The sequence below is a fragment of the Stenotrophomonas sp. SXG-1 genome, assembly GCF_014083965.1.
GTDB classification, from domain to species: domain Bacteria; phylum Pseudomonadota; class Gammaproteobacteria; order Xanthomonadales; family Xanthomonadaceae; genus Stenotrophomonas; species Stenotrophomonas geniculata.
The window spans coordinates 4,265,866-4,283,150 of sequence record NZ_CP046588.1; the positions used below are offsets into that span (position 1 = coordinate 4,265,866).

Annotated in this window: 14 protein-coding genes; 7 read left to right on the forward strand and 7 right to left on the reverse strand. The window is 68.3% G+C overall.

What is annotated here, in order from left to right; translation table 11 throughout:
* Positions 1 to 15 precede the first annotated feature (15 nt).
* The 3 genes from GOC52_RS19470 to GOC52_RS19480 all read right to left on the reverse strand — a co-directional run bounded on the left by GOC52_RS19470 (position 16) and on the right by GOC52_RS19480 (position 2,759).
* The gene (locus GOC52_RS19470) at positions 16 to 567 is read right to left on the reverse strand and encodes an HdeD family acid-resistance protein (protein ID WP_021203354.1); all 552 of its coding nucleotides are present in this window, start codon (positions 565 to 567) and stop codon (positions 16 to 18) included.
* Between the two features lie 58 nt (positions 568 to 625).
* A complete protein-coding gene (locus tag GOC52_RS19475; RefSeq protein ID WP_191850228.1) occupies positions 626 to 1,321 on the reverse strand; it encodes a ComF family protein in 696 nt (231 codons plus the stop codon).
* Between the two features lie 97 nt (positions 1,322 to 1,418).
* Positions 1,419 to 2,759 carry a chloride channel protein gene (locus GOC52_RS19480; protein ID WP_049454069.1) on the reverse strand — a complete coding sequence of 447 codons (1,341 nt, stop codon included), beginning with the start codon at positions 2,757 to 2,759 and terminating at the stop codon, positions 1,419 to 1,421.
* Positions 2,760 to 2,962: 203 nt separating this feature from the next.
* Between GOC52_RS19480 and bioB the strand changes: the two genes are divergently transcribed.
* The 5 genes from bioB (at position 2,963) to bioC (ending at position 7,800) form a co-directional block, all read left to right on the forward strand.
* Positions 2,963 to 4,006, forward strand: a complete 1,044-nt coding sequence (bioB, locus tag GOC52_RS19485) for a biotin synthase BioB (protein ID WP_049412416.1) — start codon at positions 2,963 to 2,965, stop codon at positions 4,004 to 4,006.
* A gap of 67 nt (positions 4,007 to 4,073) precedes the next feature.
* The gene (bioF, locus tag GOC52_RS19490) at positions 4,074 to 5,297 is read left to right on the forward strand and encodes an 8-amino-7-oxononanoate synthase (protein ID WP_049480069.1); all 1,224 of its coding nucleotides are present in this window, start codon (positions 4,074 to 4,076) and stop codon (positions 5,295 to 5,297) included.
* A 17-nt stretch (positions 5,298 to 5,314) separates the two neighbouring features.
* Entirely contained in the window at positions 5,315 to 6,094 is a 780-nt protein-coding gene (gene bioH, locus GOC52_RS19495; protein WP_191850230.1) for a pimeloyl-ACP methyl ester esterase BioH, read from the forward strand.
* Positions 6,095 to 6,123: 29 nt separating this feature from the next.
* Positions 6,124 to 6,903 (forward strand): SDR family oxidoreductase, encoded by a 780-nt coding sequence (locus GOC52_RS19500; RefSeq protein ID WP_049480070.1) that lies wholly within the window; start codon positions 6,124 to 6,126, stop codon positions 6,901 to 6,903.
* Positions 6,904 to 6,915: 12 nt separating this feature from the next.
* On the forward strand, positions 6,916 to 7,800 hold the full coding sequence (bioC, locus tag GOC52_RS19505; protein WP_010482174.1) for a malonyl-ACP O-methyltransferase BioC: 885 nt from the start codon (positions 6,916 to 6,918) through the stop codon (positions 7,798 to 7,800).
* Between the two features lie 113 nt (positions 7,801 to 7,913).
* Here the strand turns inward: bioC and GOC52_RS19510 are convergent, their stop codons facing one another.
* Positions 7,914 to 8,558, reverse strand: a complete 645-nt coding sequence (locus tag GOC52_RS19510; protein ID WP_049480113.1) for a YdcF family protein — start codon at positions 8,556 to 8,558, stop codon at positions 7,914 to 7,916.
* Positions 8,543 to 9,505 (reverse strand): pyridoxal-phosphate dependent enzyme, encoded by a 963-nt coding sequence (locus GOC52_RS19515; protein WP_049435790.1) that lies wholly within the window; start codon positions 9,503 to 9,505, stop codon positions 8,543 to 8,545. The genes GOC52_RS19510 and GOC52_RS19515 overlap by 16 nt, the downstream gene beginning before the upstream one ends.
* Before the next feature lie 159 nt (positions 9,506 to 9,664).
* Here GOC52_RS19515 and GOC52_RS19520 point away from each other — a divergent pair, with 159 nt between their 5' ends.
* Both GOC52_RS19520 and mnmG read left to right on the forward strand, forming a co-directional pair.
* Positions 9,665 to 10,147: a hypothetical protein gene (locus GOC52_RS19520; RefSeq protein ID WP_049435791.1), complete on the forward strand. Its 483-nt coding sequence runs from the start codon at positions 9,665 to 9,667 to the stop codon at positions 10,145 to 10,147.
* A 550-nt stretch (positions 10,148 to 10,697) separates the two neighbouring features.
* Complete coding sequence (gene mnmG, locus GOC52_RS19525) at positions 10,698 to 12,587, forward strand: tRNA uridine-5-carboxymethylaminomethyl(34) synthesis enzyme MnmG (protein ID WP_191850232.1); 1,890 nt, start codon at positions 10,698 to 10,700, stop codon at positions 12,585 to 12,587.
* 132 nt (positions 12,588 to 12,719) lie between these two features.
* Here the strand turns inward: mnmG and smeC are convergent, their stop codons facing one another.
* Entirely contained in the window at positions 12,720 to 14,135 is a 1,416-nt protein-coding gene (gene smeC / locus GOC52_RS19530; protein WP_191850234.1) for a multidrug efflux transporter outer membrane subunit SmeC, read from the reverse strand.
* Complete coding sequence (gene smeB, locus GOC52_RS19535) at positions 14,132 to 17,281, reverse strand: multidrug efflux RND transporter permease subunit SmeB (protein ID WP_191850236.1); 3,150 nt, start codon at positions 17,279 to 17,281, stop codon at positions 14,132 to 14,134. Before smeB ends, smeC begins: the two co-directional genes overlap by 4 nt.
* Between the last annotated feature and the right edge of the window lie 4 nt (positions 17,282 to 17,285).

The following is a 17,285-nucleotide window of genomic DNA, read 5'->3' on the forward strand; positions in this document are numbered from 1 at the left end:
GGGGAAGCACAGCCCTCACTTCAGCTTCCGCAGCTTGAAGGCCACCAGTACCTGCAGCAGCCCATACAGCAAGCTGCCGATACCGATCCACAGCGTGGTCACCGCCACGCCCGCATAGGGATTTGCGGCAAACAGCAGGCCCAGCACCACCGCCAGCACGCCACTGAGGATCAGCAGCCACTCGCCCTGGATCTGCTTGCGCACGCGGATCGCGAACACGATGCGATAGATGCCGGCCACCAGCAGCCACGCGGCCAGGAACAGCACCAGCACGCTGGCGGTGGCCAGCGGGTTGATCACCGCAAGGATGCCGAAGCCCAGCGAGGCGATGGCATACAGCGCCAACCAGCCACGCGAGGCACCACTGCCGCCGCTGATCAGTGCGAATAGGCTGATGACGCCTTCAACGATGGCCATCACGCCCAGTGTCCAGGCCAGTGCCATCGCTGCGGACAGCGGCCAGCCAATGGCAACGATGCCGAAACCCAGTGCGACGAGCCCGTACAGCAGCAGGATCCACCAGCTGCGCCCAACCGCCGACAACAAGGGAGACAAGGGGGAATTCATGACCACTCCTTCGATCCGGAACCGGCCTCATCCTAGCCCCTGTGGATGAAGAGGGCGATCACGGCGCCCGCGCACAGACCCACACGCGCACCTCCCCAGCGCCGACCAGGCGCAGCGTCTCGGCGACCTCCATCACCGTGCTGCCGGTGGTCATCACATCATCGACCACGGTCAGCCGCGAGGGCACCGGACCACGGACAGCAAACGCATCGAACAGATTCTCCCTGCGCTGTTCGGCCGTGCGCTCGGACTGCGGTGCGGTATGCCGCTGCCGGTACACCCCCTGCCAGACCGGCATCGGCAGCAACCGGCACAGCTCACCGGCCTGGTTGTAGCCGCGCTGGCGCAAGCGTCGCCTGTGCAGCGGCACCGGCACCAGCGGCGTGCACGACCACGGCGGCGGTGCGCGCTGCATCAGCTGCGCGAGCAGGCGTCCGGCGGCGAGATCCTGATGGAACTTGTAGCGGACCAGCAACTGGTCGACCGGCGGCAGGTACAGCAGGCTGGCATGCGTGGCGGCCTGTGGCGGCACCTCTTCGCGGCAGGTGCCGCAGACGATCAACGCGGTGTCGGGCAACGGCAAGGCGCAGCGCAGGCAGGCACGGCCTGCCCAGGGCAGATCGGCCAAGCAAGCCCAGCACAGATCAAGATCATCGTGGCCCGGGTCGCCGCAGACCAGGCAGCGGAGCGGTAGCAGCACACCAAGCAGTGCGCGCGAGACACGGGTTGCCGAACGCAGGAGATAAGTACGCATCACCCAATACTTGATGGCGCACGCCGCGTGCGGCCATCGGCGAAGCACCGATTGCAGTGTCGGAACTGCCCTCAACTGCGACGGGGGCCGCCGCCCGTCAGGAAAGGCGTTCGCCCTGTCCGGTCGCCGGTGGCGTAGCGGCGGGCCCGATCAACAACTCCGCCAGCCCGCGATAGATCGGCACCCTGCACACCAGCCCGGACACGCCACGCGCGATCAGCACCGTGGCCAGTATCGGCAGCAGCAGGTCGCCGCTGTCGGTCAGCTCCAGCGAGATCACGGCCGACGTCAGCGGGGCCTGGGTAACGCCGGTCAGGTAAGCACACATGCCCAGCAGCACGAACGCGCGCGGGTCCACGCCCGGCATCAGCACTGCCAGGTTGTGGCCGAGTCCAGCGCCGACCGCCAACGCCGGCGAGAACAGGCCGCCGGGAATGCCCGCCACGTACGAGGCCAGATTGGCCAGCAGCTTCATCAACCCGAACTCGTGGCCGACCAGCGCCTGCCCCTGCACCAGGCTGCGCGCCTGCTCGTAGCCGGTGCCGAACGCGCCTTCACCGAAGACCAGGGCGAGCAGTACCACCACCAGACCGCAGCCTGCGGCCAACAGAACCGGATGCCGCTGCCGCAGTTGCCCGAGCCAGCGCGGGCGGCCCGCCGCACTGGCCAGCACCGCACGCGCGAACAGGCCGCCCAGCAGGCCCGCCACCACGCCGCACAGCAGGATTGCCAGCCAGCCCTGGCCGAGCGGCAGGCGTGCGCTCACATGGCCGAAATAGGTGTAGTTGCCCAACAGGCCCAGCGACACCACGCCACCGACGATCACCGCAGTCAACAGGGTGCCCGAGAAGCGATGCTCGAAACGACCGCTGAGCTCCTCGATGGCGAAGACGATGCCGGCCAGCGGCGTGTTGAACGCCGCCGCGATACCCGCCGCACCACCGGCCAGCAGGAAGTGCGAGAGCTCGCGGGGATCCTTGAAACCGAACCAGCGGCCGAACAGATACATCAGGCTTGCGCCTACGTGCACGGTGGGCCCCTCGCGCCCGACCGATGCGCCCCCCAGCAGCGACAGCGAGGTCAGCAGCAGCTTGCCGGCCGAAACCGCTGGGGAAAGGTTGGTTTTCCGGAACGGCTCATCGGCCTTGTCCAGCGCAGCGATGACCTGCGGAATGCCGCTGCCCCGCGTGGGCTTCAGCACGCCGGAAGTGAGCCACGCCAGCAGCGCGAAGATGCCCGGCGTCAGCAGCAGGGCCCACCACGGAGAGTGCGACGTGATGCGCTGGAACAGATGGAACGCCGCGTCGCTGGCCTTGGCGAACAGGATCGCCACCAGCGCCACGGCCACGGCGCCGCCCCAGAGCGCGGCGCGGCGGCGCCAGGCTTCGCTGAGAACCAACGCGGTGATGCGGCCGCGAAGGCGATGGAGATCGGTCATGGGAAAGAGTCTGCGCGCCAGCGCTTCCGTTGGGCAGCGGCCACTTTGGCCGCAGCCCTTGCAGGATGCGGTGAAATGCGGCGTTTCCGCCAGGCTTGATGGGAGCGGCCAACCGTAAACCACAATAACAGCATTGAGGTTGACAGGGTTCATCAACCCACCCACACTGCCGCCCTCGCTCCACTCGTACCCAAGGTCCCGCCATGGCTGCTGCCATCCGCCACGACTGGCAACACGACGAACTGCAGGCGCTGTTCGATCTGCCGTTCCCCGAGCTGCTGTTTCGCGCCGCAGCGGTCCATCGCGAGCACTTCGACCCGTCGCAGGTGCAGGTGTCCACGCTGCTGTCGGTGAAGACCGGCGGCTGCCCGGAAGACTGCGCGTACTGCCCGCAGGCGCAGCGCTACAGCACCGGGGTGAACGCGCAGAAGCTGATGGAGACCGACGCGGTGCTGGCCAAGGCACGCCAGGCCAAGGCCGCCGGTGCATCGCGCTTCTGCATGGGTGCCGCATGGCGTTCGCCGAAGGATCGAGACATTCCGAAGGTCGCGGCGATGATCGCCGGGGTGAAGGCACTGGGTCTGGAGACCTGCGCCACGCTGGGCATGCTCAGCGGCGAGCAGGCGCGTGCGCTGAAGGACGCCGGCCTGGACTACTACAACCACAACCTCGACACCGCGCCGGACTACTACGATTCGATCATCCACACGCGCCAGTACCAGGACCGCCTGGATACGCTGGAACACGTGCGCGATGCCGGCCTGAAGACCTGCTGCGGCGGCATCGTCGGCATGGGCGAGACGCGCGCGCAGCGCGTCGGCCTGCTGCTGGCGCTGGCCACGCTGCCGGCGCATCCGGATTCGGTGCCGATCAACAAGCTGGTGCAGGTGGCGGGTACGCCGCTGCATGGCAGCGCCGAACTGGACCCATTCGAGTTCGTGCGCATGATCGCGGTGGCCCGCATCGCCATGCCGCGCTCGATGGTGCGGCTGTCGGCCGGGCGCGAGGCGATGAGTGACGAACTGCAGGCGCTGTGTTTCCTGGCCGGCGCCAACTCCATCTTCTACGGCGACAAGCTGCTGACCACCGGCAACCCGGAAAGCGAGCGCGACCTGGCCCTGTTCGCTCGGCTGGGGTTGCAGCCGATGGCGGTGCAGGTGGATGCCGAAGGCCACGACCACGGCGGTACCGTGCACGCCGATATCAGTGCCGATACGCCCGGCTGTGGCTGCGCTCACGCGGCCTGAGACGGGCCGCAAGCAGGCGCCGCGGCAACGCGCTACCCTAGCCGCCCCGTCGACGCATTCAGCCACCATGGCCCGCCCCGACCTGACCGCCCGCCTCCACGCCCAGCGCGCTCTGCGCGATGCCCAAGGCCGTCGCCGCCCGCGACGCACGGTCACCCGTCGTGATGGCGTGCGCCTGGAAGTGGACGGCCAGTGGCTGACCGGCTTCTGCAGCAACGACTACCTGGGCCTGGCCCAGCAGTTCAGCGTGGTCAACGCGCTGCAGGACGCCGCCGCACGCGAAGGCGCTGGCGCCGGTGCCTCGCACCTGGTCTGCGGCCATCATGCCTTGCATGAGGCGCTGGAACGCGAGGTGGCCGAGTGGCTTGGCTATCCACGTGCGCTGCTGTTCGGCAGTGGCTTCGCCGCCAATCTGGCGGTGCAGCAGGCACTGCTGAGCGAAGAGAACGACGTGTGCGTGCAGGACAAGCTCAACCACGCCAGCCTGCTCGATGCGACCCGGTTGGCCGGTGCACGTCTGCGCCGCTATCCGCACCTGGATCCGGAAGGCGCAATGCGTCAGCTCAAGCACGCGCCCGATGGCGCGGCCATGCTGGCCACCGATGGTGTCTTCAGCATGGATGGCGACATCGCACCGCTGCGTGCATTGTCGCTTGTGGCACGCCTGCAGCAGGCGCTGTTCTATGTGGATGATGCGCACGGTGTCGGCGTGGTCGGTGATGGCCGTGGTGCCGTGGCCGCCGCCGGGCTGGGCGTGGACGACGTACCGCTGCAGCTGGTCACACTGGGCAAGGCACTGGGCGGTTCCGGTGCGCTGGTGCTGGGCCGCGACGACCTGATCGAGCATCTGGCCGAAACCGCGCGCCCGTACATCTACACCACCGCCGTGCCACCGGCGATGGCCGCTGCTGCGCTTGAAGCAGTGCGCCTGGCGCGCCGCGACCACTGGCGTCGCACAAAGCTGACCGACCTGATCGCGCTGTTCCGCACTGAAGCGCGTCGCCATGGCCTGGACCTGATGGCTTCGGAAACACCGATCCAGCCGCTGCTGTGCGGCGATGACCGCACCGCCGTGGCGATGTCCACGGCGCTGGAACAGGCCGGCTGGCTGGTCGGTGCAATCCGCCCGCCGACGGTGCCGGAAGGCAAGGCACGCCTGCGCGTGACACTGTCCGCGCTGCATACGCCGGAACAGGTGCGTGGCCTGGTGGAGGCCATCGCCAGCGCGCGCGATCGCGTGACCCTGGCCGTGCGTGAAGCCGCGCCACCGCCGCTGCCCGCTTTTGCCTGAGTTCCGTGTCGTTGCCCATGCATATTGACGTCACCGGCCGTGGGCCGGACCTGGTACTGATCCACGGCTGGGCCCTGCAGGGCGGTGTATTCGCGCCGCTGGTGCAGCGCTTGGCCGACCAGTTCACCCTGCACCTGGTCGACCTGCCCGGCCATGGGCACAGCCGCGAGGACACCACGCCACTGCGCCTGCCGTTCGTGGTCAGCGCCATCGCGGCCGCCACGCCGCCAGCGGTGTGGTGCGGCTGGTCGCTGGGCGGCCTGTTCGCACTGCACGCGGCGGCCACCCTGCCGAAGGTGCGCGGGCTGGCGATGATCGCCGCCACGCCGCGCTTCGTGCGTGGCGAGGATTGGCCGCACGCAGTGGAGCCGGCCGTGTTCGAGCAGTTCGGGCGTGAGCTGGCCACCGACTTCGGCGGCACGCTGGAACGCTTCCTGGCGCTGGACGTGATGGGCTCGGCACACGCCCGCGAGGAGCTGCGCACGCTGCGGCAGCGGCTGGTCGAGCGCGGTGCGCCTACCGAACGCGCCCTGCTGGAAGGCCTGCGCCTGCTGGAAAGCACCGATCTGCGCGGCGCACTGGCCACGCTGGGCAAACCCAGCCTGTGGATCGCCGGCCAGCGCGACCGGCTGGTCTCACCGGCGGCGATGCAGGCCGCCGCGGCACTGGCCCCGGGCGCGCAGGCACTGACCATCGCCCACGGCGGACATGCGCCCTTCCTCGGCCATGCCGACGAAGTGGCCGCCGCCCTGCAACACTTCGTTGCCGGCCTGTCACCGGCCGATGGCGGACAATGAGCCCCCTCCGAATTCCGCAGGATTGACGCATGGATCTGGGTATCAACGGCCGCTGGGCACTGGTCTGCGGCGCAAGCAAGGGGCTGGGCCTGGGCTGCGCGCGTGCGCTCATACGCGAGGGCGTGAACGTGGTGATCGTGGCGCGTGGCGAGGCTGCACTGAAGGTCGCCGCCGACGAACTGCGTGCACTGCCCGGTGCCGGTGAGGTGCGCGCCGTCGCCGCCGACGTCACCACCGAGGCCGGCCGCACGGCGGCGCTGGCCGCCTGCCCGCAGGTGGACATCCTGGTCAACAATGCCGGTGGTCCGCCGCCCGGTGATTTCCGCAATTTCGAACGCGACGACTGGATTGCCGCGCTGGACGCCAACATGCTGGCGCCAATCGCGCTGATCCGCGCCACCGTCGACGCGATGATCGAGCGCGGCTTCGGCCGCATCGTCAACATCACCTCGTCGGCGGTGAAAGCCCCGATCGACATCCTGGCGTTGTCCAACGGCGCGCGCAGTGGCCTGACCGGTTTCGTCGCCGGCCTGGCGCGCCGCACGGTGGCCCACAACGTCACCATCAACAATCTGCTGCCCGGCCAGTTCGACACCGACCGCCTGCGCGCCAACTTCGCCCACAGTGCGGGCAAGGACGGCGATGCCGGCGAAGTCGCCGAACGCCGCCGCCAGCAGATTCCCGCCGGCCGCTTCGGCACGCCTGACGAATTCGGCGCCGCCTGCGCCTTCCTGTGCAGTGCACAGGCCGGTTACCTCACCGGACAGAACCTGCTGATCGACGGCGGCGCCTACCCCGGTACGTTCTAAGAGACTTTCGCAATGCCGTCCCACTTCGATGCCCGCCATGTCCGCCGCGCGTTCGCGCGTGCCGCCAGCAGCTATGACGCCGCCGCCGCCCTGCAGCGCGAGGTGCAGTCGCGGCTGATCGAATCGCTGGACTACCTGGAGGCACGCAAGCCCGAGGTGGTGCTGGACATCGGTGCCGGCACCGGCCACGCCAGCGCGTTGATGAAGAAGCGCTGGCCGAAGGCGCAGGTGATCGCGCTGGACGTGGCGCTGCCGATGCTGGACCAGGCCAAGCGCCAGGCCGGCTGGTGGAAGCCGTTCCAGCGCCTGTGCGGCGACGCCGCCGCATTGCCGTTGGCGGACAACAGCGTGGATGTGATCTTCAGCAACCTGTGCCTGCAGTGGGTGGACGACCTGCCGGCGGTGTTCGCAGGCTTCCGTCGCGTGCTCAAGCCCGGTGGCCTGCTGCTGTGTTCCACCTTCGGCCCGGAAACCCTGATCGAACTCAACGAAGCCTTCGCGGCCGCCGATGACCGCCCGCACGTGAGCCGCTTCGCGCAGATCGCCCAGTTCGGCGATGCGTTGATGATGGCGGGCTTCCGCGACCCGGTGCTGGACCGCGATCTGTTCACCCTGACCTACGACGACCTGCCCTCGTTGATGCGCGAACTGCGCGCGATGGGCGCGACCAACGCGCGGGTGGACCGCCGCCACACACTGACCGGGCGTAGCCGTTTCGCGGCGGCGGCAGCGGCGTATGAACCGATGCGGCGCGCCGACGGCAAGCTGCCCAGCAGCTGGGAAGTGATCTATGCCCATGCCTGGGCACCGGACCCCGGCGCACCAATCCGCGAAGGCGGGCATGACGTGGCCTCGGTGCCGGTGTCGGCGATTCCGATCCGGCGCAAGCAGACCTGATCGAAAGCCGCCGGGCATGGCCCGGCGCTACCGGGCGCGCGATAGGGGCCGCGCCGGGTGCACCAATGGTAGCGCCGGGCCATGCCCGGCGAGCGCAGCGGCGCGGCAGCCGCTCAGGTATTGGCCGGCGAACTCAGCGGCGGGCGCACCAGGTCGCGGTGGAAGAAGTAGATCTCCTGCACCAGGAAACGCCAGCTGGTGTGGAAGCTGCGGAAGCGCGTGCTGGGCGTGGACGAGGCCAGCGCATCGATGCCCAGTGCCTTGCTCAGTCGCAGCGCGCGCGCCATGTGCAGCGGGTCGCTGACGATGATCACCCGGTGCAGGTCGCGCTGGTCCATCAGTCGCTTGGCTTCGACCAGGTTCTGCACGGTGTTGCGCGAAGCGGTCTCGATCAGGATCGCATCGTCCGGCACGCCATGCTTGAGCGCGTAGCGGCGCGCCACCTGCGATTCGGAGAAGCGCGCACCGGTGCCGCCATAGCCGCCGGTGAAGATCAGCAGCGGCGCGTACTGGGCCTCGTACAGGTCCAGTCCATGCCGGATACGTTCTTCGAACACCGGCGATGGCTTGGCGTCATAGGCGGCCGCACCCAGCACGATGATGGCATCGGCCTTGGCGGCCTGGTCGCGCTCGCCGACCCAGACGATCCAGGCAGTCACACCCAGCAGCCAGATCACCAGCAGGACAAACAGCCGCCACAGCCAGCCCAGCAGGCCGGTGCGAGGCCGATGCCGGTCGCGGCTCATGGCGCCCCCCAGCGCAACGCGGGCAGGTCGACGTTGCCGCCGGACAGCACCAGGCCCACGCGCAGGCCGGCAAAACGCTGCGGCTGTGCCAGCACCGCGGCCAGTACGGTGGCCGAGGACGGCTCGACCACCTGCTTGAGCACCTCCCACAGCAGGCGCATCGCTGCCAGCGTCGCGGTGTCATCGACCACGATCACCTCGGCACCGGCGGCACTCAGCAGTTCGAAATTGGGCGCACCGATCAGGGTGCGCAGGCCATCGCAGACCGTGTCCGGGGTGAACGCGCCCTGGCGCACGCCAGCGGCCAGCGAGCGCGCGGTGTCATCGGCACCGGCCGGCTCGGCCAGCACCAGCCGCGTGTGCGGACTGGCGTGCTGCAGGGCCAGCGCGGTACCGCTGGCCAGGCCACCGCCGCCCACCGGCACCACCAGCACATCGAACGGACCGTCGCTGTGCAGCAGTTCCAAGGCCGCCGTGCCCTGCCCGGCCATCACCGCCGGGTCCGCATACGGATGGACCAGGGTCGCGCCGGTATCGGCCTGCACCCTGGCGCAGGTGGCCTCACGGTCGGCGATGGTCGGCGGGCAGCGCCAGAGCGTGGCGCCGTGGCGGGCGATGTTGGCCAGCTTGGCCGCCACCGCCCCTTCCGGCACCACCACATGGCAGGGAATGCCACGGGTGCGCGCGGCCAGGGCCAGCGCGGCACCGTGGTTGCCGGAGGAATGGGTCACCACACCGGCACTGGCGCGATCGGCATCGAGCGACCACACCGCATTGCAGGCACCACGGAACTTGAATGCGCCACCGCGCTGCAGGTGCTCGGCCTTGAACGCCAGCTGCGCGCCGGCCAGCGCATCGAGCGTGCGCGAGCGCAGCACCGGCGTCACGCTGGCGTGCGGGGCGATCCTCGCCGCAGCAAGCAGGACGTCATCGGCGCGGGGCAACAGTGAATCGCTCATGACGCAAGATTAACGTATGGCTTCGCGCTGGCGACCGGGACACAGGTCATGCCAGCATGCAGCCCTACGCCTCCATTCATCCTGGCCGGCGGAATTAAGGGCCGATTCAATGCTGGCGCCCGAAGCTGACTGCACACCCGTCCTCTGGGGGGACCCACCATGAAAATGCGCCTGATGCTTGCCGGTGGCCTGCTGCTGGCCCTGACCGGCTGCACCACCTACGACTATGTCGGCGGCGGCCGCAGCGGCAGCTACTACCACGGTGCGCCGTCGGTGGAGTACCGCTACCCAGCCGGCTATCCCTACAACTACGGCCCCTACTACGGTGGCTATGGCGGCTACTACGGCGGCTACGGCAATCCGTATTACTCGCGCCCGATCTACCGCCCGCCGCACAACCATCGCCCGCCGCCGCGCCCGGGCAATGGTGGCGAGCACCGTCCGCCGCCGTCGCGACCGTCGTACAACGGTGGTTCGCCGTGGCGGAACATGGACTCGATGCGCCGTCCGCCGCAGTCGAACGCGCAGCCGTCGGCGCCCCCGCCGCAGGCCCGTCCGGCACCGGCACCGAGTGCGCCGAGGATGAACGGTTCCCCCTGGCGCAACATGGATCGTGCGACGCAGCGCACAGTTGAGCGCTGAACCGTCTTGCATTTCACACGGTCTAAGCCGCAATCTACGCGGACAGTGACGGCCCGCGTCACAAAGTGACAAAAACGACACGGGCCGCCGCAAAAAGCTCTACGTCGATATCCGACAGGAACATCTGGATCCCCCCTGTTCCGGCCCTGTCGGATGTCGGCACCTCTGAAGGCAGACGGCCCCGCAATGCGGGGCCGTCTGTTTTGTCGGGTCGCCGACCGGCGAAGGCCCCAGCTTCAGTAGATCCACGCCATGCGCGGATGGCGCCTTCCCGACAGCCCCAAAAAAAACAGGGCCGGACAGTCCCCCGACTGCCGGCCCTCTGCTCCCCCACCGTGCGCCTGTACCGGCCCCTGTTCCAATTCCGGTCACGGGCGCCTACGGCGCCAGCCACGGTGGGTGCTATTGGGTTATCTGCAAAAATCCTGCCAACTTTAGGGCTGATTTCGCCGCCAACTGGCCTGCGCCGGCGTCCCGGCCCCGAATGGCGCTAAAATCGCCACCCCGGCGCCGCCCCCGGCCGCGCCCGCCCCCAGCTGAACAGCCTCCCATGAACCCGTCCTTCCATCGTTACGACGTCATCGTCATCGGCGGTGGCCACGCCGGCACCGAAGCCGCGCTGGCCGCGGCCCGCACCGGCGTGCGCACCCTGCTGCTGACCCACAACATCGAAACCGTGGGCGCGATGAGCTGCAACCCGGCCATCGGCGGCATCGGCAAGGGCCATCTGGTCAAGGAAATCGACGCTCTGGGCGGTGCGATGGCGCATGCCGCCGACCGCGCCGGCATCCAGTGGCGCACGCTCAACGCATCGAAGGGCCCGGCCGTACGTGCCACCCGCTGCCAGGCCGACCGCAACCTTTACCGCATGGCGATCCGCGCCATCGTCGAAGGCCAGGCCAACATGACGGTGTTCCAGGCCGCGGTCGATGACCTGGTCATCGAAGGCGATGCCGTGCGTGGGGTCATCACCCAGACCGGCCTGCGCTTCGACGCCGAGGCCGTGGTGCTGACCGCAGGCACCTTCCTGGCCGGCAAGATCCATGTCGGCCCGACCCAGTACGCCGCCGGCCGCATGGGCGACCCGCCGGCCACCACGCTGGCCGCGCGCCTGCGCGAGCGCCCGTTCCAGGTCGACCGCCTGAAGACCGGCACGCCGCCGCGCATCGATGGCCGCTCGCTGGACTACAGCGTGATGGACGAGCAGCCGGGCGACACGCCGCGCCCGGTGATGTCCTTCCTCGGCTCGGTGGACGAGCATCCGCAGCAGGTCAGCTGCTGGATCACCCACACCACCGAACAGACCCACCAGATCATCCGCGACGCGCTGCACCGCTCGCCGCTGTACAGCGGCCAGATCGAAGGCATCGGCCCGCGCTACTGCCCGTCCATCGAGGACAAGGTGGTGCGCTTCGCCGAAAAGGCCAGCCACCAGATCTTCGTCGAACCCGAAGGCCTGGGCATCGTCGAGATCTACCCCAACGGCATCTCCACCTCGCTGCCGTTCGACGTGCAGCTGGAGATGGTGCGCAGCATCCGCGGCTTCGAGAACGCGCACATCACCCGCCCCGGCTACGCCATCGAGTACGACTTCTTCGATCCGCGCGGGCTGAAGGCCTCGCTGGAAACCAAGCTGGTGAACGGCCTGTTCTTCGCCGGCCAGATCAACGGCACCACCGGCTATGAAGAAGCCGCCGCGCAGGGCCTGCTGGCCGGCCTCAACGCTGCACGCCAGGTGCGCGGGCTGGACAGCTGGTGCCCGCGCCGCGACGAGGCGTACCTGGGCGTGCTGGTGGATGACCTGATCACCCACGGCACCAACGAGCCGTACCGCATGTTCACCAGCCGCGCCGAGTACCGCCTGCAGCTGCGCGAGGACAATGCCGACCAGCGCCTGACTCCGGCCGGCCGTGAGATGGGCCTGGTGGATGACCGCCGCTGGAACGCGTTCGAGACCAAGCAGGCCGCCGTCGCCGCCGAGCGCGCACGCTTGGGTGCACTGTGGGCAACCCCGGCCAATGCGCTGGGCCGTGAAGTGCAGGACACGCTGGGCGTGGCGGTCAGCCGCGAAACCAACGTGCTGGACCTGATCAAGCGCCCGGAGCTGGACTACGCGCAGCTGATGCAGGTGCCGTCGCTGGGCCCGGCGGTAGCCGACGCCAAAGTGGCCGAGCAGGTGGAGATCGGCGTGAAGTACGCCGGCTATCTGGATCGCCAGCGCGAGGAAATCGAGCGCCAGCAGCGGCACGAAGCCACGCCGATCGCTGAAGCCTTCGATTACGCGACGGTGCGCGGGCTGTCGGCCGAAGCACTGCAGAAGCTGGAGCGCGTACGCCCGCAGACCATCGGCCAGGCACAGCGGATTCCCGGCATGACGCCGGCGGCGATCTCGCTGCTGCTGGTGCATCTGGAACGCGCACGCCGCGGCCGCGTGGCGTAAGCGGTCGCACCTGCCTCTGGTGGGTGCCGACCTTGGTCGGCACAAATCATCCGATCGCGATGCTCCATGCATGTGTGCCGGCCAAGTTCGGCACCCACCGGAGCGGAACACACACCCACATTGGCGAACGCGTTACTGCGCGTCCGCGCCGCCGCCCAGCACCTTGAACAAGGTCACCCGGTTGCCCGCCTCCTGCTGCTGCAACGCGATCAGGTCCTGCTGCGCGGCATACAGGTTGCGCTGTGCGTCCAGCGACTGCAGGTAGCCGTCCAGCCCGGTGCGGTAACGCGCATCGGCCAGCGTGTAGCTGCGCTGGCTGGCAGCGACCAGCGCGCGCTGCGCGTCCATCTGCGCGGTCAGGTGATCACGCGTGGCCAGCGCATCGGCCACTTCACTGAAGGCCTGCTGGATCGCCTTCTGGTACTGCGCGATACCGATGTCCCTGCCGATCTTCGAGGCATCCAGCGAGGCCTTCAACGCGCCGGCGTGGAAGATCGGCGCAGCGATGCTGGGTGCGAACGACCAGCCGCGGGTGCCGGCCGAGAACAGCGTCGACAACGCGGTAGAGCTGTGGCCATAGTTGGCGGTCAGCGTCAGCGTCGGGAAGAACGCGGCGCGCGCGGCACCGATATCGGCATTGGCTGCCTGCAGTGCGTGCTCGGCGGACAGCACGTCCGGGCGCTGCAGCAGCACGCTTGACGTCAGGTTGGCCGGCAGCGGTGCCAGCGCCACGGTGCCATCCAATGCCTGCGCGTTGGGCAGCAGTGCCACCTCCAGCGGCGCGCCCACCAGCAACTGCAGCGCATCGCGATCCTGCGCCTGCTGGGTCTGCAGCTTGGCCAGCGCAGCGCGCGCGGCTTCCACGCTGGTCTGCACCTGCGACAGGTCCAGGCCCGAAGCCAGGCCCTGTGCATGACGGGCCTCGGTGCGCTGCAGGGTCTGCTGCTGGCTGTCCAGGGTCTGCCGGGTGAACGCCAGTGACTGCTCATCGGCCGCCAGCGCCAACCACGCCGTGGCCACTTCGGCCACCAGGCTGGTGCGTGCGGCACGCTGGTTCTCGGCGCTGGCCAGCCAGTTCTGCAGGGCCTCGTTCTTCAGGCTGCGGATGCGCCCGAATAGGTCCAGTTCCCAGCTGCTGATCCCCACCTGCACGGCATCGGATTCGGTTATCTGGGTGGCACCGGTCTCGCTGTTGGCATCACTCGCCCGCGAACGGGTGACACTGCCGCTGGCATCCACCGACGGTAGCAGCGCCGCGCGCTGGATACGGTACTGCGTACGCTCCTTCTCCACCTGCAACACTGCCACGCGCAGGTCGCGGTTGTTCTGCAGCGCCAGCGCGATCACCTGCTGCAGGCGCGGTTCCAGGAACACCTCACGCCAGGCCGGCATCGCCAGTGCCGGCTCGGCCTCGCCCGTGGCGGCATTGCCGAACTGTGCCGGCACCGGCGCCTCGGGGCGCTGGTAGTGCGGTGCCATGCTCACGCAGCCGCCCAGCACAGTGGTCATCGTTGCGGCCGCCAGGGCGCGCAGCAGCATCGGCTTCATGGGCTTGCCTCCGCGGCAGTGGCTTCGGCCGGCGCGCGGCCCGGGAACAGGCGGCGCACCACCAGGTAGAACAACGGCACGAAGAACATGCCCAGCACCATCGAGGCGACCGTACCACCGGCCACGCCGGTACCCAGCGAACGGCGCGCGGCCGAACCGGCGCCGGTGGCAAACACCAGCGGCAACACGCCCATCAGGAACGCCAGCGAGGTCATCACGATCGGCCGCAACCGCAGATAGACCGCCTGCAGGATCGCTTCGCGGGTGCTCTTGCCCTGCTGTTCGAGGATGCGCGCGAACTCGACGATCAGGATGCCGTTCTTCGCTGCCAGACCAATCGTGGTCAGCAGGCCGACCTGGAAGTACACGTCGTTGTTGAGGCCACGCAGGTTCATCATCAGCACGGCACCGAACACGCCCACCGGCACCGCCAGCATCACCGCGAACGGCACCGCCCAGCTTTCATACAGCGCGGCCAGGCACAGGAACACGAACAGCAGCGAGATGGCGTACAGCATGGGCGCCTGGTTGCCTGACAGCTGCTCCTGGTAGGCCATGTCCGACCAGGCATGGCTGAAGCCTTCCGGCAGTGTGTCGGCCAGGCGCGCGATCTCGGCCATCGCCTCGCCAGAGCTGACGCCTGGCGCCGGCTGGCCGGTGATTTCCATCGCCGATACGCCGTTGTAGCGCTGCAGCGCGGCCGGCGCGCTGGTCCAGTGGCTGCTGACCAGCGACGACAGCGGCACCATCTGGCCGGCCTGGTTGCGCACGCTCCAGCGCTCGATATCCTGCGGCTGCATGCGTGCTTCAGCGGTGCCCTGGATGAACACCTTCTTGATGCGGCCCTTGTAGATGAAGTTGTTGACGAAGTCGCCGCCCAGCGCCGCGTTCAGGGTGTCATTGATGTCCTGCGGATTCACGCCCATGGCCTGCGCCTTGGCGTCGTCCACCTTCACGGCGTACACCGGCGCGTCTTCCAGGCTGGCGTAGCGCACGTTGACCAGCTTCGGGTCCTTGGCGGCTTCCTTCAGCAGCGTGTTGCGCGCGGCCACGGCGGCGGCATGGCCGGCACCGCCTTCGTCCTGCAGTTCCAGGGTGAAACCACCGGCATCGCCCAGGCCGAGGATGGCCGGTGGCGAGGTGATGAACACCTGCGCATCGGGCACGCTGGCCATGGCTGCGGTCAGCCGCGCGGCGATGGTATCGGCATCGTCCTTGCGGTCATCCCAATCCTTGAGCCGGATGAAGGCCTGGCCGACGTTCTGACCGCTGCCGGTAACACTGAAACCGGCAGTTGCCTGGATCGACAGCACACTGTTGTCCTTCACTGCGGCGGCACTGAGGCGATCCATCACCGCGCGGGTCTGCTCCAGGGTGGAACCGGCCGGCAGCTTCACCAGCGCGTTGAGCATGCCCTGGTCCTCATCGGGCAGGAACGCGCCCGGCAGGTGCCACAGCAGCAGGCCGGTGGCCACGGTCAGCACCAGGTAGAACAGCACGCCCAGCGCGCGCCGGCCGAGGAAACCATCGACGCGATGGCGCAGGCCATTGGAGGTGCGCTCGAAGCGGTGGTTGAACCAGATGAAGAACTTGCCCAGCAGGCTCGGCTCGCCGCCGTGGTCACCATGTGGGTGGCCGCCCTTGGGAATCTGATGCAGGATGCTGCCGCACAGCGCCGGCGTGATGGTCATCGCCACCAGCACTGACAGGATCATCGCAGCAGCGATCGTGACCGAGAACTGGCGATAGATCACGCCGGTGACACCGCTGAAGAACGCCATCGGCAGGAACACCGCGGTCAGCACCAGCACGATGCCGACCAGCGCACCGGTGATCTGGCCCATTGCCTTCAGCGTGGCCGGCTTCGGTGCCAGCCCTTCGAAGGTCATCACCCGCTCCACGTTCTCCACCACCACGATGGCATCGTCCACCAGCAGGCCGATGGCCAGCACCAGCGCGAACATGGTCAGTGTGTTGATCGAATAGCCGAACGCGGCCAGCACGCCGAACGTGCCCAGCAGCACCACCGGCACCGCGATGGTCGGGATCAGCGTGGCCCGCCAGTTCTGCAGGAACAGGTACATCACCAGCACGACCAGTGCGATCGCCTCGATCAGGGTGATCACCACTTCCTTCAGCGAGATGGTCACGAACGGCGTGGTGGTGAATGCCACGTGGGCGGTGTAGCCATGCGGCCAGTACTTCTGCAGCTGCTGAAGCCGTGCATCGATGGCCTTGGAGACGGCGATCGCGTTCGCACCGGCATTGAGTTCAATGCCCAGCGAGGCCGACGGCTTGCCGTTGAAGGTGCTGATGCTGTCGTAGCTCTCCGGGCCCAGGCCGATCGTCGCCACGTCGCCCAGGTGCACCACGCTGCCATTGGCATCGGCCTTGAGTACCACCTGCGCGAACTGCTCGGGCGTGTGCAGGCGGCTGCGCGCGGTAACCGTGGCGTCCAGCTGCTGGCCCTTCAGCGCCGGCTGGCCACCCAGTTCACCGGCCGACACGTCGGTATTCTGCGCCTGCAGTGCGGTTTCGATGTCCGACGGCATCAGCGCGTACTGGCGCATCTTCTCCGGGTCCAGCCAGATACGCATCGCGTATTCCTGGCCGATCGGCTGGATGTTGCCGACGCCGCTGACACGGCTGATCTGGTCGTCGATGCGCGCTTCCATGAAGTTGGCGACATCGAAGTTGTCCATGCTGCCGTCTTCGCTGGTGAACGACAGCACCTCGAAGATCGAGCCACTGGACTTGGTGATGGTCAGGCCGTTCTGCTGCACCGCCTGCGGCAGCGTCGCCATAGCCGCCTGCAGCTGGTTCTGCACCTGCACCTGTGCAGTGTCCGGATTGGTACCGGTAGCGAACACCAGGTTGACCTGCGCCGAGCCGTCCGAGGCGCTGGTGGAGGTCATGTACATCAGGTGGTCCAGGCTCTGCTGGGACTGCTCGATGACCTGGGTGACCGCGTTTTCCACGGTCTGTGACGAGGCGCCGGTGTAGGTGGCGCGGATGGTGATGGTGGGCGGGGCGATCTGCGGGTAGCGGTCCACCGGCAGGATCAGGATCGCGAGCAGGCCGAGCAGGCTGACCGCGATGGCGATCACCCATGCAAAGATCGGCCGGTCGATGAAGAAGCGAACCATGCGC